Consider the following 14730-nt stretch of genomic DNA (forward strand, 5'->3'; position numbering starts at 1 on the left):
CTGTTTCAGGCAACCGCCCATACCAGAACCTGCATGCCCAGCCAGGCGAACACACCGGCCAGGATATCGTCGAGCATGATGCCGACGCCCCCATGTACATGGCGGTCGATCCAGCGGATAGGCCACGGCTTGAGGATGTCGAAGAAACGGAACATCAGGAACCCTGCCAGCAGCCACTGCCAGCCTTCCGGCACCAGCCAGAGGGTGATCCACATGCCAACGATTTCATCCCAGACAATGCCTTCATGATCGTGCACACGCAAGTCATTGGCGACCTTGCCGCACAGCCAGATACCGAACAGCATGCTGATGCCCAGCAACAGCCAGTAGCCCCAGTCGGGCAGCATCTGCCACAGGGGGATGAACGGTATGGCCACCAGCGAGCCCCAGGTACCCGGTGCCTTGGGCAAGGTGCCGGAACCAAAGCCGAACGCGATGAAGTGCCATGGGTTGCGCCAGACCGAAGGCGGAACGAACTCCGCAGGCACCTGGTTGGGGTGATCGGTCACGGTGTCTCCCTAAAGTGTTGATAGCCCCGCTGGGCGGGGGTGATGTCCTGGCCCTGTGCGTCGCGCAGGGTCACACCGCGACCTTGCAGCACACGACCGATGGTGTGTACCTCGATGAAGCCAAGCTCGGCCAGGGGCGGCAGTGCTGCAGGCGGCAAGGTGAAGGCCAGTACGTAATCATCACCACCGGTGAGTGCTGCCTGCAGTGCCGCCTCGTGGCCGAGGAATGCCTGCAAGGCAGGAGACACTGGCACCTGGGCCAGGTTCACCTCAAGTGCCACCCCGGACGCCTTGGCGATATGCCCGCAATCGGCTAGCAGGCCATCGGAGACGTCGAGCGCCGCCGTGGCCCTGCCCCGCAGCCATGTACCCAGGGTGAGCTGCGGCATCGGCGACCAGTAATGGGCCAGCAGCGGCTCGGCCAGCTCGGCAGGCGCCTGGCGCTCGCCCAGTACCAGCGGCAAGGCACCGGCGGCCTTGCCCAGGGTGCCGCCAACACACAGCAAGTCGCCTGGCCGCGCACCGCTGCGGCGTAACGCCTGGCCAGCCGGCACCCGGCCGAACACGGTCACGGTGATGCTCAATGGGCCACGGGTGGTGTCGCCGCCAATCAGGCTCATGCGGCAGCGGTGCGCCATGCGGCTCAGGCCGTTGGCGTAGGCTGCAAGCCAGTCCGGGCCAACGCTTGGCAGGGTCAGGGCAAGGGTGAAGCCGATCGGGGTCGCGCCCATGGCAGCCAGGTCACTGGCCGCCACGGCCAGCGACCGCTGGCCCAGCAGTTGTGGGTCGCACACGGCAGGGAAATGCACCCCGGCCACCAGCGTGTCGGTCGACACCGCCAATTGTTCACCAGGGGGAAGGTCGAGCAAGGCGCAATCGTCACCGATCCCCAGGGCCACGCCTTCGCCGCCTTGCGCGCAGGGCGCGGCGGCGAAGTAATGGTTGATCAGCTCGAATTCACCCATGGCCAGGCAGCGCCGGGATCAGCGCTTGTTCGCCTTGACTTCTGCTTCACGCAGGGACGGGGCAAGCTTGTCGAGCACACCGTTGACGAACTTGTGACCGTCGGTAGCACCGAAGACCTTGGCCAGCTCCACGCCTTCGTTGATGACCACACGGTACGGTACGTCTACGCGCTTGATCAGCTCCCAGGTGGACAGGCGCAGCACGGCCAGTTCCACAGGGTCGAGCTCGTCCAGGGCAATGGTCATGCACGGGGCCAGCGCTTTGTCGATTTCGTCCTTGATTGCCGGGACCCCATGCAGGATCTCGCGGAAATAGGCACCGTCGACGTCGGTGAAATCGTTATCCACCCGGAACTGCGCTTCGACCTCGTTCAGCGAATGCTGGGCCATGTGCCATTGATAGAGGGCCTGGGTCGCAAGCTTGCGGGCTTCGCGACGCTTGGCGCTCTTGGAAGGCTTGCCGGCATCCGCAGGTTTTGGATCGCGCGGGTTGAAACGATCGCTTTCGTCGCTAATCACTTGGCCTCCAACTGCGCCAGCAGGCTGACCATTTCCAGAGCGGACAGGGCAGCTTCAGCACCTTTGTTGCCAGCCTTGGTGCCGGAACGCTCGATGGCCTGCTCGATGGAATCGACGGTCAGTACGCCGAAGGCCACCGGAACACCGAACTCCATGGACACCTGGGCCAGGCCCTTGGTGCATTCGCCCGCCACGTATTCGAAGTGCGGGGTACCGCCACGGATCACGGCGCCCAGGGCGATGATCGCGTCGTAGGCGCCTTGCTGGGCGACCTTCTGTGCCACCAGCGGAATTTCGAATGCACCCGGGGCACGGATGATGGTGATGTCGCTTTCGCTGACACCGTGGCGAACCAGGGCGTCAACGGCACCGCTTACCAGGCTTTCGACAACGAAGCTGTTGAAGCGGCCAACCACCAAAGCATAGCGACCTTTGGGGGCGATGAAGGTACCTTCGATGGTCTTCAGGGTCATTCCGATATTCTCATATTCAAGAGCGAGGCCGCTTGCAAGCGGCCTCGACAGGGGTCTGGACTCGAGCTGGGGGCGTCATTGCCGCCTCAAGTCACTCGGAGGGCACGTATTCTACAACTTCCAGATCGAATCCGGATATCGCGTTGAACTTCATTGGCGAACTCATCAGGCGCATCTTGCGCACCCCGAGGTCGCGCAGGATCTGCGAGCCGGCCCCCACGGTGCTGTAGGTGGTCGGTGCCTTGGCCGGTAGGTCGCCGGCGCTTTCGCGGATGTGCGCCAACAGCACGTCGCCGTCCAGCGGGTGGCCCAGCAGCAGGACCACGCCGCTGCCGGCTTCGGCCACGGCCGCCATGGCCGCGCGCAGGCTCCAGCGGCCCGGTTGCTTGACCAGCAGCAGGTCACGCAGCGGGTCCATGTTGTGTACCCGCACCAGGGTCGGCTCTTCGGCGCAGATCTTGCCCAGGGTCAGGGCCATGTGCACGTCGCCTTCCACCGCATCGCGGTAGGTGACCAGGTTGAACTCACCCAGCTCGCTCTCTACCGGTTGCTCGGACACCCGTTGCACGGTGCGCTCGTGAATCATGCGGTAGTGGATCAGGTCGGCGATGGTGCCGATCTTCAGGCCATGCTCGGCAGCAAAGACTTCCAGCTCGGCGCGGCGCGACATGGTGCCGTCGTCGTTCATCACTTCGCAGATCACGCCGCTTGGCTCGAAACCGGCCATGCGCGCCAGGTCGCAGGCCGCTTCGGTATGGCCGGCACGCGCCAGGGTGCCGCCAGGCTGAGCCATCAGCGGGAAGATGTGGCCAGGGCTGACGATGTCTTCGGCCTTGGCGTCCCGGGCAGCAGCGGCTTGCACGGTGCGCGCGCGGTCGGCGGCGGAGATGCCGGTGGTGACGCCTTCGGCGGCTTCGATCGACACGGTGAACTTGGTGCCGAAGCCCGAGCCGTTGCGCGGCGCCATCAATGGCAGCTTCAGCGTTTCGCAACGCTCACGGGTCATCGGCATGCAGATCAAGCCACGGGCATGCTTGGCCATGAAGTTGATGTGTTCGGGCTGGCAGCACTCGGCAGCCATGATGATGTCGCCTTCGTTCTCGCGGTCTTCGTCATCCATGAGGATGACCATTTTGCCCTGGCGGATGTCTTCGACCAGTTCTTCGATGCTGTTGAGCGCCATGCGGCACCCCCTTCTCAATCAGGATTTCAAGAAGCCGTTGGCGGCCAGGAAGCTTTCGGTAATGCCACTGCCCTTGCTCGGTTCGGCGGCCTTGTCACCCAGCAGCAAGCGCTCCAGGTAACGGGCCAGCAGATCGACCTCAAGGTTCACCCGACGCCCTGCGCGGTAGTCGGCCATGATGGTTTCGGACAGGGTGTGCGGGACAATGGTCAGCTCGAACTCGGCGCCATTGACTTCGTTGACCGTCAGGCTGGTGCCGTCGACGGTGATCGAGCCCTTGTGGGCGATGTACTTGGCCAGCTCCTTCGGTGCGCGTACGCGGAACTGGATGGCGCGGGCGTTATCGCTGCGCGAGATGATTTCACCCACCCCGTCGACATGGCCGCTGACCAGGTGCCCGCCAAGGCGGGTGGTAGGGGTCAGGGCTTTTTCCAGGTTGACCTTGCTGCCGCTCTTGAGGTCGATGAAGGCAGTGCGCTTGAGGGTTTCGACGCTGACGTCGGCCCAGAAGCCGTCACCAGGCAGTTCCACGGCGGTCAGGCACACGCCGTTGACGGCGATGCTGTCGCCCAGCTTGACGTCACCCAGGTCCAGCTTGCCGGTTTCGACGTAGACGCGAACGTCGCCGCCCTTGGGGGTCAGGCTGCGGATGCTGCCAATGGATTCGATGATGCCGGTGAACATGGGGTCTTCCTCAAAACGGTTTGCACGGGGCAAGCCCGGCATTATACGCCGGGCGCCGGCAGGGGCACGGCTGTGACCCGCCAGTCATCGCCCACTGCGCGCATTTCGGTAATTTTCAGCCGCGGTGCTTCACTCATCCGCTCCATCGGCCAGTCCAGCAATGGGCGGGCATGGGAGCCGAGGAAGGTACCGGCGACGAACAACTGGTACTCGTCCACCAGGCCAAGGCGGGCAAAGGCACCGACCAGGCTGGCACCGGCTTCCAGCAGCACTTCGTTGACGCCACGCGCGCCCAGGGCGTGCAGCAGCGCCACCAGGTCGACCTGGCCATTGTCACCCGGCAGGCACAGCAGTTCGTGGCCGGCAGCGGCATAACCGGGGTCATCTGCGACAGCTGTTACCACCAGGGCCGGGCCGGCCTGGAAGAAGGGCGCATCCAGCGGCAGGCGCAGGCGGCCATCGACCAGCACGCGCAGCGGTGGGCGGCTGAGGGCCAGGGCGGTGGTTTCGGCATCCAGGCCCAACTCGCTGCCCCGTACGGTCATGCGCGCGTTGTCGGCCAGCACGCTGGCGGCGCTGGTCAGCACCACGCTGGAGCGGGCGCGCAGGCGTTGCACGGCCGAGCGCGCGGCCGGGCCGGTGATCCACTGGCTTTCACCACTGGCCATGGCGGTACGGCCGTCAAGGCTCATGGCCAGCTTGGCGCGCACGTAGGGCACGCCATGCTCCATGCGCTTGAGAAAGCCCGGGTTCAGGGCGCGGGCCTCGGCCTCGAGCACACCACTGGCCACTTCGATACCGGCCTCGGCCAGGCGCCGCAGCCCCCGCCCTGCCACTTGCGGGTTAGGGTCCTGCATGGCCGCTACCACCCGGGCCACACCGGCCTTGACCAGCGCTTCGGCGCACGGGGGCGTGCGGCCATGGTGGCTGCAAGGCTCGAGGGTGACATAGGCACACGCGCCGCGGGCGCGTTCCCCGGCCTGGCGCAGGGCATGCACTTCGGCATGTGGCTCACCGGCGCGCACGTGCCAGCCCTCCCCGACCACTTCGCCGTCGCGCACGATCACGCAGCCTACACGGGGGTTCGGGTGGGTGGTGAACAGGCCTTTGCGCGCCAGCTCCAGCGCACGCGCCATGTAGTGGGCGTCAAGAATCGCGGCTTGGCTGGGCATGTTCACTCTTTGGCCGGCTCGCGGGCCAGGCGGTCGATTTCTTCACGGAACTCGTCGAGGTCCTGGAAGCGTCGGTACACCGAGGCAAAGCGGATGTAGGCCACCTCATCGAGCTTGCGCAGCTCGGCCATGACCATTTCACCCACCACCAGCGACTTGACTTCGCGCTCGCCAGTGGCACGCAGGCGGCTCTTGATGTGCGCCAGCGCCGCTTCCAGGCGCTCGACGCTGACCGGGCGTTTTTCCAGCGCCCGCTGCATGCCGGCACGCAGCTTGTCTTCGTCGAAAGGCTGGCGCGTGCCGTCTTGCTTGATCAGCCGGGGCAGCACCAGCTCGGCGGTTTCGAAGGTGGTGAAGCGCTCGCCACAGGCCACGCATTCGCGGCGGCGGCGCACCTGCTCGCCCTCGGCGACGAGGCGAGAGTCGATGACCTTGGTGTCGTTGGCACCGCAAAAGGGACAGTGCATGGTGGCAGGCAACAAAAAAAGGGAGGGCCATGGTAGCGCATTGCACTGGCAAGACAAGCCAAAGGGGTTAACATCCATGGGAAATCTGCCCGTTAAGGACTCCTCCATGCACTACCGAGCGCTCGTCGTGCTGTGCTGCGCCGCCCTGCTCGCCGCCTGCGGCAGCGACAGGCCGAAGACCGATACCTCCGTTGCGCCGGCACCGGCCCGCGTGGCCAAAACCGCCGAAGCGCCCGGCCCGCTTCCGGCCTACCAGCGCGAGTTGAGCGGCACTTTGCTGGAAATCCCGGCCGGCGCCGACGTGGAACTGGCGTTGCTGGTGATCGACGAACGCGACCGCCCGCAGCGTCTGCTGGCCAGCAGCAACCTGACCGCTACCGGCCAGGCCCTGCCCTACCAACTGCGCTTCAACCCCGAAGCCTTCCCGGCCGGCGCACGCGTGGAATTGCGTGGCCGCGCCAGCCGCTCCGGCCAGCTGATCATGCACCTGCCGCCGCTGCGCATCACCCAGGCGCAGACCCAGGCCACCGGGCCGCTACGTTTCGAGAAGGCGCCCTGAGTGGCACCGCTCGCCCTACAGCAAGCCCTCAGCGGCCTGATCGGTGAAGCGCGGCTGGTCGTCAGCGAACTGCCCGGCTGCGCCTTGAAACTGTGGCTGATCGACGACCAGAACATGGACCGCGCCTTCAGCAGCGACGAAACCCGGCGCATTCTCGAAGACCCGCCCTACTGGAGCTTCTGCTGGGCCAGTGGCCTGGCCATGGCCCGTTACCTGGCCGAGCGCCCGGAATGGGTGGCCGGCAAGCGGGTGCTGGACTTTGGCGCCGGGTCCGGCATTGCTGGCATCGCTGCCGCCCGCGCGGGTGCCCGGGAGGTGGTGGCCTGCGACCTGGACCCACTGGCCCTGCAAGCCTGCCGCGCGAATGCCGCGCTGAACGGGGTGCAACTGGGCTACAGCGACGACTTCTTCGCCGAGGACGACCGCTTCGACTTGATCCTGGTCGCCGACGTGCTGTACGACCGAGCCAACCTGCCGCTTCTGGATGCTTTTCTTGGCCGTGGTCGCCAGGCCCTGGTGGCCGACTCGCGGGTACGCGACTTCAGCCACCCGCTCTATCAGCAGCTGGGGGTGCTTGAAGCGCTGACCCTGCCCGACCTGGCCGAGCCGCACGAATTCCGCCGGGTCAGCCTGTACCACGCCAGCCGCGACACCTTATAGTGGTGGTATTCACGAGTTTGCGAGAAGCGCAATGAGCCAAGACACGCCTTACATTTTCGACGCTACCGATGCCACCTTCCAGCAGCTGGTGATCGAGAACTCCTTCCACAAACCGGTGCTGGTGGATTTCTGGGCCGAGTGGTGTGCGCCATGCAAGGCACTGATGCCCTTGCTGGCGAAGATCGCCGAGGGCTACCAGGGCGAACTGCTGCTGGCCAAGATCAACTGCGACGTGGAACAACAGGTGGTCGCCCAGTTCGGCATTCGCAGCCTGCCGACCGTTGTGCTGTTCAAGGACGGCCAGCCGGTGGACGGCTTTGCCGGTGCCCAGCCGGAATCGGCGATCCGCGCCATGCTCGAGCCGCACGTGCAAATGCCTGCCGCACCGCAGGCATCGCCGCTGGAACAGGCCAAGGCGCTGTTCGCCGAAAGCCGTTTCGCCGAAGCGGAAGCGCTGCTGCAGGCCCTGCTGGGTGAAGACAACAGCAATGCCGAGGCACTGATCCTGTACGCCCGTTGCCTGGCCGAACGTGGCGAGCTGGGGGAGGCGCAGGTGGTACTGGACGCGGTCAAGAGCGATGAGCACAAGGCCGCACTGGCCGGCGCCAAGGCCCAGCTGACCTTCCTGCGCCAAGCGGCCAGCCTGCCGGAGGTGGCGGAGCTGAAAAGCCGCCTGGCTCAGAACCCTGAGGATGATGAAGCCGCCTACCAGCTGAGCGTCCAGCAGTTGGCACGCCAGCAGTATGAGGCGGCGCTGGAAGGGTTGCTGAAGCTGTTCCAGCGTAACCGCAGCTATGACAATGGGCTGCCGCAGAAGGCGATGCTGCAGGTCTTTGAACTGCTGGGTGGCGATCACCCGCTGGTTGGGGTTTATCGTCGCAAGCTGTCGGCGGCGATGTTCTAGCCCAAAAGCATTGCGAGGGCTTCGCCCTCGTTCGCGGGCACGCCCGCTCCCACAGGATACCCACCGAACTCGAGACTGGTGCAATACCTGTGGGAGCGGGCATGCCCGCGAAGAGGCCAGCACAGGCAATACAGGCTTATCCCACCCAGTGATAAACCGGCGCGTCCACGCCGCTTTCCACCTTCACATCACTGCTGTGCCGCAAGCGCACCAGCAATCGCTTGCCCGCCGCCGTGCTCCCCGCCAACCCTTCCAGCCGGTCCAGCAACTGCGGCCCGCTCATTTGCCCGGCAAGGCGCAATACATCACACGCTGCTACCCATTGCCCGTCATCCTGGCGCGGCGCCGCCACGGTTTGTGTTGCTGCGGCCTGCGCTACCACCGGTACATCAATCTGCCGCCCCAACTGCGCCCACTCTTCAGGCTCAAGCTCGATGGTCAGGTCCACCGGCCATTCACCAATCTGTCCACGAATTCTCACGATGCATTCCTTGAGCAAGGTCGATGGCCCATGCTACCGCAAGATGAAACCTGCGCCATGCGGGCTGGCAGGACGCAGAAAAGTTGTTATAACATAACCCAATCATCCAGCCCGCCCCGGAGCCTCCCATGCGTCGCCTGTTGCTCGCCCTGCCCTTCGCTTTGCTGCCACTGGCCGTGGCCCATGCCCACGAAGACCATGACCATGACCATGATCACGACCACGCCCATGGCACCCTGGGCGCGCATGAACACGGCGTGGCCAAGCTCAATGTCGTGCTCGACGGCAATACCCTGGAACTGGAGCTGGACAGCCCCGCCATGAACCTGGTTGGTTTCGAGCACGCTGCCAGCAGCGACGCCGACAAGGCCAAGGTTGCCGCGGTGCGCCAGCAGCTGGAACAACCGTTGAAGCTGTTCGGCCTTGCCTCGGCAGCCGGTTGCAAGGAAGACCAGCAAGCGCTGGAAAGCCCGTTGTTCGGTGACGCCGCCAAAGCGGACGACGACGGTGACGAGCATGAGAAGGGCCACATGCACAGCGATATCAATGCCCACTACCAGCTGACATGCGCCACCCCGGAGAAACTCACCCAGCTGGACCTGGCTCCCCTGTACAAAGCCTTCCCGGCCACGCAAAAAATCAACGTGCAGCTGATCGGCCCCAACGGCCAGAAAGGCGTTGAAACCTCGCCCGCCAAGGCCATGGTCGCGTTCTGAGATGAGTCAGGCACTGATTGACGTGCAGGACCTGGTGTTCGCCTGGCCCGGCCAGGCGCCGCTGCTGGACATCCCGGCGTTTCGCCTGCAAGCCGGTGAGGCCCTGTTTCTCAAAGGCCCCAGCGGCAGTGGCAAGACCACCCTGCTGGGCCTGCTGGGCGGGGTGAACCGAGCGGACCAAGGGCGAATCCGGCTGCTTGGCCAGGACTTGGCCGCGCTGGGCCAAGGTGCACGCGACCGGTTCCGCGTCGACCACACCGGCTATATCTTCCAGCAGTTCAACCTGCTGCCCTTCCTGTCGGTAAGGGAGAACGTCGAACTGCCATGCCGCTTCTCCCGCAGCCGGGCGGAAAGGGCCATCCAGCGCCATGGCAGTGTCCACCAGGCGGCAGGCGAACTGCTCGCCCACCTGGGGCTGGGCGACCCGGCACTGCTGGCGCGCCGTGCCGACAGCCTGTCGATAGGCCAGCAACAGCGGGTTGCCGCAGCCCGCGCGCTGATCGGTCAACCCGAGTTGGTGATCGCCGACGAGCCGACCTCGGCGCTGGACGCCGACACCCGTGAGGTGTTCATCCGCCTGCTGTTCGATGAGTGCCGGGCCGCTGGTGCCAGCCTGCTGTTCGTCAGCCACGACCAGAGCCTGGCGCCGCTGTTCGATCGCCACCTGTCGCTGGCCGAACTCAACCGTGCCGCCAAGCCCGTGGAGGCCTGATGTACCTGCTCCGCCTTGCCCTGGCCAGCCTGGCCAACCGCCGTTTCACCGCTTTTCTCACGGCCTTTGCCATCGCCCTGTCGGTATGCCTGCTATTGGCCGTGGAGCGGGTGCGGACCGAGGCCCGTGCCAGCTTCGCCAGTACCATCAGCGGTACCGACCTGATCGTGGGCGCGCGCTCGGGCTCGGTGAACCTGCTGCTGTATTCGGTATTCCGGATCGGCAACGCCACCAACAACATCCGCTGGGACAGCTTTCAGCACTACGCCCATGACCCACGGGTGAAGTGGGCGATTCCGATCTCGCTGGGCGACTCGCACCGCGGCTATCGGGTAATGGGCACCACTGCCGACTACTTCGAGCATTACCAGTACGGCCGCAAACAGCACCTGCAGCTGAGCCAGGGCCGCGAATTCGCCAGTGACCCGTTCGAGGTGGTACTGGGTGCCGAAGTGGCCGAGGCACTGCATTACAAGCTGGGGGACAAGCTGGTGCTGGCGCACGGTGTGGCCGCAATCAGCCTGGTCAAGCATGACGACAAACCGTTCACCGTGGTGGGCGTGCTCAAGCGTACCGGCACACCGGTCGACCGCACCCTGCACATCAGCCTGGGCGGCATGGAGGCGATCCATATCGACTGGCACAATGGCGTGCCGGCACGTGGCGCCGGGCGCATCAGCGCCGAGCAAGCACGCAGCATGGACCTGCAACCTGCCGCCATCACGGCGTTCATGCTGGGCCTGAACAACAAGATCGCCACGTTCAGCCTGCAGCGGGAAATCAACGAGTACCGCAACGAACCGCTGCTGGCGATCCTGCCTGGCGTTGCCTTGCAGGAGCTGTGGAGCCTGATGGGCACGGCCGAACAAGCCTTGTTCGTGGTTTCGCTGTTCGTTGTGCTCACGGGCTTGATCGGCATGCTCACGGCCATTCTCACCAGCCTTAACGAACGCCGCCGGGAGATGGCGATCTTGCGTTCCGTAGGGGCCAGGCCATGGCATATCGCCGGGCTGCTGGTGCTGGAGGCGCTGTCACTGGCGGCAGTCGGCATCGTCGCCGGGCTGGGCTTGCTGTATGCGGGTATCGCCCTGGCACAGGGGTATGTACAGGCCAACTATGGTTTGTACCTGCCGCTGGCGCTGCCGACCGCTCATGAATGGAGCTTGCTGGCTATCATTCTGGCGGCTGCACTGCTGATGGGCAGCGTGCCAGCGTGGCGCGCCTATCGGCAGTCGTTGGCCGATGGCCTGTCCATACACCTATGAGTGCGCGTAATGATCAAACACCTCACCGCCTGCTTCGCGGGTAAACCCGCTCCTACATCGGGTCGCGTTCCCCGTGTAGGTGCGGGTTCACCCGCGAAGAAGCCGGCACTGCAAACGCTGCTGATCCTGCTGCTTGCGGCAGCGATGCCGCTGTGGGCCGCCGAACCCAAGGAGCTCGACTGGCCAGCGCTGATCCCGGAAGGCGCCCCGGTCATTCCACCGCAACTCACCCCCTTGCACGACATGTCGCAATTGAGCAACGCCCTGGCCGCCGAGTCTGCGCCAGCAGCCCGGCAGCAGGCGCCGAACGCGCCGGTGGTGAAAAGCCTCGATGGCCAGCAGGTCAAACTGCCCGGGTATATTGTGCCGCTGGAAGTCAGCGAGGAGGGGCGCACCACCGAGTTTCTGCTGGTGCCTTACTACGGCGCGTGCATCCATGTGCCGCCACCGCCCTCGAACCAGATCGTGCACATTTTCAGCGAAATGGGCGTGCGCGTCGAAGACCTTTATCAACCCTACTGGATCGAGGGAAAAATGCAGGTCAAAGCCTCCAGCAGCGAACTGGCCGATGCCGGCTACCAGATGGAAGCCGAGAAAATCTACGCTTATGAGCTGAAGTGAGCGCTATTACCGGTTCATGAAGACGCTTCGTTGAGCTGGGTCAAACATTCTGTTCAGACCCATCCGTACCATTGGACTACTCGATTATTAACGTCCTCTGGGAGCTTCCATGAACAAGTCCTTGCTCGGTGCCGCATTCGCGGCACTGGCCTTCGCCGCCCCTGTTGCCCACGCCCACCAGGCGGGTGATGTCATCGTTCGCGCCGGTGCAATCACCACTGCGCCGAATGAGAGCAGCAGCGACCTGAAATTCGACGGCAACAAGGTTTCGGGCACCAAGGCGACACTGGACAGCGACACCCAGCTGGGCCTGGCCTTCGCCTACATGCTCACCGACCACGTTGGCCTGGAGCTGCTGGCGGCTACGCCGTTCAAGCACACCGTAGGCGTAAAAGGCCTGGGTGGCGGGCTGGACGGCAAGCTGGCCGACATCAAGCAACTGCCGCCAACACTGTCGCTGCAGTACTACCCGATGGAACCGAACTCCAAGTTCCAGCCGTATGCCGGCGTCGGTATCAACTACACCCTGTTCTTCGATGAAGACCTCAGCAGCGCCCGCAAGCAGCAGGGCTTCAGCAACCTGAAGCTACAGGACTCGGTAGGTATCGCCGGCCAGTTGGGCATGGACTACATGCTCACGGACAACCTGCTGGTCAACGCCGCGGTCTGGTATGTGGACATCGACACCAAGGCCAGCGTCAACGGCCCCACCGCGCTGGGCTACAGCAAGACCAAGGTCGACGTGGATGTCGACCCATGGGTGTACATGGTCGGCCTAGGCTACAAGTTCTGACCGGAACACTGCAGGGCGGCTCCGGCCGCCCTTGCGCGTTGCAGCCACAGCCAATAAGCCAGGGCCGCCGCGCTGATGGCCAGGCCCAGGCCGCACACCGCTACCCAACCCCAGTGCGCATAACACCAGTTCGCCAGCACCGCCCCCACCCCGCTCCCCAGCGAATAGCAGCACATGTAGGCCGCAATCAGGCGGCTGGCCATTTCGCCACGCCCGGCCAGCAACACCGTCTGGTTGGTGACATGCACCGCCTGCACGGCAAAATCCAGCATCAGCACGCCGAGGACAAACGCCATCACGGATTGCCCGAGCATGGCCGTGGGCAGCCATGAAAGCGTCAGCAGCAACAGCGCCAGCCCCGTGGTCCGCTCACCCTGCCCCTGGTCGGCCAAGCGCCCGGCACGCGATGCGGCCAACGTGCCCGCTACACCTGCCAGGCCGAACAGACCGACCTCGGTATGGCTGAACGCCAATGGCGCAGCGCTGAGGGGCATGACCATGGCACTCCACAGCACGCTGAATGCAGCGAAGATCAACCCGCCAAACACCCCACGCTGACGTAGCAGCCGGTCGTGCCGGTAAAGGCTGAACTGGCCGGCGATCAGTGCGCGGAAGCTGGTGCGATGCCGGGTTGCAGGCACGGCGGGCAAGCTGCGCCACATTACTGCGGCCAGCACCACCAACAGGCTTGCAGCCATCCAGTACACGCAGCGCCAACCTGCCAGGTCAGCCAGCCCGCCGGAGACCAGCCGCGCCAGCAAAATACCCAGTACCACGCCACTGGTGACGGTACCTACCGCCTGCCCTTGCTGACCGGGGGCGGCCAGGCTGGCAGCGTGCGCCACCATCAATTGCACCATCACGGCCATCAGCCCGGTGATGGTCAACGCCAGCAGCAACACCGCCCAGTTCGGCGCCATGCCGACCGCCGTCAGCGCCAGCGCCGAGAACAGCAGTTGGCCCAGCAGCAGGCGCTTGCGGTTCACCCGGTCACCCAGCGGCACGACCAACAGCAAGCCCAAGGCGTAGCCCGCCTGGGTCGCACCAACCACCCAACCAATCTGCTGCCGCGCTACCCCCAAGTCGGCAGCCATCGAGTCCAGCAACGGTTGCGCAAAGTACACCGTTGCCACCGCCATGCCGCTGGCAGTGGCAAGCAGTAGCGTTATCCAGCGTGTCAGTGAAGGTTGCATGGCGCGACCTCGTTAATCTGGTTTCATTTTGAAACTACCTGCTGGCTATTTAACAAACGTGGTTTTAATCTGCAACCAGTCATTCAGGACAAGGTGGCTCCATGCTCGATGCAAACAACGCGCAATGCCCCGTCGCCCGGGCCTTGGAAGTGCTGGGTGACCGCTGGGCGCTGATGATCCTTCGCGATGCCTTTGATGGCCTGCGTCGCTTCAGTGAGTTTCAGAAGAATCTGGGGCTGGCGAAGAACATCCTCGCCTCACGGCTCAAATGGCTGGTGGAAAGCGGTTTGCTGGAGCTGCAGCCAGCCTCGGATGGCAGTGCCTACAAGGAATATGTGCTGACTGGGAAAGGGCGCGCGGTATTTCCGCTGGTGGTGGGTTTGCGCCAATGGGGGGAACGGTATTTGTTCGAGGCGGGTGAAACGCGTTCAGCGCTGGTAGACGCCGCTAGCGGGCAGGGACTTGAACCGTTACAGGTGAGAAGCCTGGATGGGCAGATGTTGAACCCCGAGGACTGCGTGCGCAAGGTGGTGCGCCATGGCTGATCCCGGGGCTGCTGCGCAGCCCTGTCGCGACACAAGGCCGCTTGTGTCTTGAGAGAGGTTTAGAATTTTGAGTGAGAGCGGTGAATGACAAGCTGAATGCCGCAGGTGCCTAGAGCACGAGTAGGAGCAGAAGCTGTCATTCACCGCTCCCACAATCCCCCGCAGCGAACACCCCTGTGCGGGTTTTCCTGGTGCGACTCAATGCGATGCTCAGGGCTGGCGATCCTTGGCTGGATCTGGTGTTGCCTCAGCCGAAGAGGGTGTAGATCAACAGCAAAATGCAGGACTCAAAGATCACACGGTTCCTGT

The 14730-nt window shown here is 64.4% G+C and carries 19 protein-coding genes; 9 read left to right on the forward strand and 10 right to left on the reverse strand.

Annotation, left to right across the window (positions count from 1 at the left end):
- Positions 1-5 precede the first annotated feature (5 nt).
- The 8 genes from GYA94_RS04595 to nrdR all read right to left on the reverse strand — a co-directional run bounded on the left by GYA94_RS04595 (position 6) and on the right by nrdR (position 5972).
- A complete protein-coding gene (locus GYA94_RS04595) occupies positions 6-509 on the reverse strand; it encodes a phosphatidylglycerophosphatase A family protein (RefSeq protein WP_009685716.1) in 504 nt (167 codons plus the stop codon).
- Positions 506-1474, reverse strand: coding sequence for a thiamine-phosphate kinase (thiL, locus tag GYA94_RS04600; protein ID WP_009685715.1), 969 nt, complete (start codon positions 1472-1474; stop codon positions 506-508). The genes GYA94_RS04595 and thiL overlap by 4 nt, the downstream gene beginning before the upstream one ends.
- An 18-nt stretch (positions 1475-1492) precedes the next feature.
- Entirely contained in the window at positions 1493-1993 is a 501-nt protein-coding gene (gene nusB / locus GYA94_RS04605; RefSeq protein WP_054914177.1) for a transcription antitermination factor NusB, read from the reverse strand.
- Entirely contained in the window at positions 1990-2466 is a 477-nt protein-coding gene (gene ribH, locus GYA94_RS04610; RefSeq protein WP_003255395.1) for a 6,7-dimethyl-8-ribityllumazine synthase, read from the reverse strand. The genes nusB and ribH overlap by 4 nt, the downstream gene beginning before the upstream one ends.
- A gap of 91 nt (positions 2467-2557) precedes the next feature.
- Positions 2558-3649 (reverse strand): bifunctional 3,4-dihydroxy-2-butanone-4-phosphate synthase/GTP cyclohydrolase II, encoded by a 1092-nt coding sequence (gene ribBA / locus GYA94_RS04615; protein WP_029886265.1) that lies wholly within the window; start codon positions 3647-3649, stop codon positions 2558-2560.
- An 18-nt stretch (positions 3650-3667) separates the two neighbouring features.
- Positions 3668-4333: a riboflavin synthase gene (locus GYA94_RS04620; RefSeq protein ID WP_009685712.1), complete on the reverse strand. Its 666-nt coding sequence runs from the start codon at positions 4331-4333 to the stop codon at positions 3668-3670.
- Between the two features lie 41 nt (positions 4334-4374).
- On the reverse strand, positions 4375-5505 hold the full coding sequence (gene ribD, locus GYA94_RS04625) for a bifunctional diaminohydroxyphosphoribosylaminopyrimidine deaminase/5-amino-6-(5-phosphoribosylamino)uracil reductase RibD (RefSeq protein ID WP_110676909.1): 1131 nt from the start codon (positions 5503-5505) through the stop codon (positions 4375-4377).
- 2 nt (positions 5506-5507) lie between these two features.
- Positions 5508-5972, reverse strand: a complete 465-nt coding sequence (gene nrdR, locus GYA94_RS04630; protein WP_009685710.1) for a transcriptional regulator NrdR — start codon at positions 5970-5972, stop codon at positions 5508-5510.
- 106 nt (positions 5973-6078) lie between these two features.
- Here nrdR and GYA94_RS04635 point away from each other — a divergent pair, with 106 nt between their 5' ends.
- Genes GYA94_RS04635 through trxA form a run of 3 tightly spaced genes read left to right on the forward strand, consistent with a single transcriptional unit; the run spans position 6079 to position 8095 of the window.
- Positions 6079-6531 (forward strand): YbaY family lipoprotein, encoded by a 453-nt coding sequence (locus GYA94_RS04635; protein ID WP_009685709.1) that lies wholly within the window; start codon positions 6079-6081, stop codon positions 6529-6531.
- Positions 6532-7191 (forward strand): class I SAM-dependent methyltransferase, encoded by a 660-nt coding sequence (locus tag GYA94_RS04640; protein ID WP_009685708.1) that lies wholly within the window; start codon positions 6532-6534, stop codon positions 7189-7191. It abuts the gene before it with no gap.
- A gap of 31 nt (positions 7192-7222) precedes the next feature.
- Positions 7223-8095, forward strand: coding sequence for a thioredoxin (trxA, locus tag GYA94_RS04645; protein ID WP_009685707.1), 873 nt, complete (start codon positions 7223-7225; stop codon positions 8093-8095).
- 136 nt (positions 8096-8231) lie between these two features.
- Here trxA and GYA94_RS04650 read toward each other — a convergent pair whose 3' ends face one another.
- Positions 8232-8576: a hypothetical protein gene (locus GYA94_RS04650; protein ID WP_110676905.1), complete on the reverse strand. Its 345-nt coding sequence runs from the start codon at positions 8574-8576 to the stop codon at positions 8232-8234.
- Positions 8577-8704: 128 nt separating this feature from the next.
- Here GYA94_RS04650 and GYA94_RS04655 point away from each other — a divergent pair, with 128 nt between their 5' ends.
- From GYA94_RS04655 to GYA94_RS04675, 5 genes are all read left to right on the forward strand, one after another.
- A complete protein-coding gene (locus tag GYA94_RS04655; protein WP_161891875.1) occupies positions 8705-9292 on the forward strand; it encodes a DUF2796 domain-containing protein in 588 nt (195 codons plus the stop codon).
- A 1-nt stretch (position 9293) separates the two neighbouring features.
- Positions 9294-10004, forward strand: a complete 711-nt coding sequence (locus GYA94_RS04660) for an ABC transporter ATP-binding protein (RefSeq protein ID WP_110676901.1) — start codon at positions 9294-9296, stop codon at positions 10002-10004.
- Positions 10004-11269 carry an ABC transporter permease gene (locus GYA94_RS04665; protein WP_161891876.1) on the forward strand — a complete coding sequence of 422 codons (1266 nt, stop codon included), beginning with the start codon at positions 10004-10006 and terminating at the stop codon, positions 11267-11269. The genes GYA94_RS04660 and GYA94_RS04665 overlap by 1 nt, the downstream gene beginning before the upstream one ends.
- A gap of 108 nt (positions 11270-11377) precedes the next feature.
- Complete coding sequence (locus tag GYA94_RS04670) at positions 11378-11890, forward strand: DUF3299 domain-containing protein (RefSeq protein ID WP_029886261.1); 513 nt, start codon at positions 11378-11380, stop codon at positions 11888-11890.
- Positions 11891-11999: 109 nt separating this feature from the next.
- Positions 12000-12683 (forward strand): OmpW/AlkL family protein, encoded by a 684-nt coding sequence (locus tag GYA94_RS04675; protein WP_009685701.1) that lies wholly within the window; start codon positions 12000-12002, stop codon positions 12681-12683.
- Here the strand turns inward: GYA94_RS04675 and GYA94_RS04680 are convergent.
- Positions 12671-13876, reverse strand: coding sequence for an MFS transporter (locus GYA94_RS04680; protein ID WP_110676897.1), 1206 nt, complete (start codon positions 13874-13876; stop codon positions 12671-12673). The genes GYA94_RS04675 and GYA94_RS04680 overlap by 13 nt on opposite strands.
- 101 nt (positions 13877-13977) lie before the next feature.
- Here GYA94_RS04680 and GYA94_RS04685 point away from each other — a divergent pair, with 101 nt between their 5' ends.
- Positions 13978-14421: a winged helix-turn-helix transcriptional regulator gene (locus tag GYA94_RS04685; RefSeq protein WP_110676895.1), complete on the forward strand. Its 444-nt coding sequence runs from the start codon at positions 13978-13980 to the stop codon at positions 14419-14421.
- Positions 14422-14730: the final 309 nt, after the last annotated feature.

Source organism: Pseudomonas juntendi (assembly GCF_009932375.1).
Lineage (GTDB): Bacteria > Pseudomonadota > Gammaproteobacteria > Pseudomonadales > Pseudomonadaceae > Aquipseudomonas > Aquipseudomonas juntendi.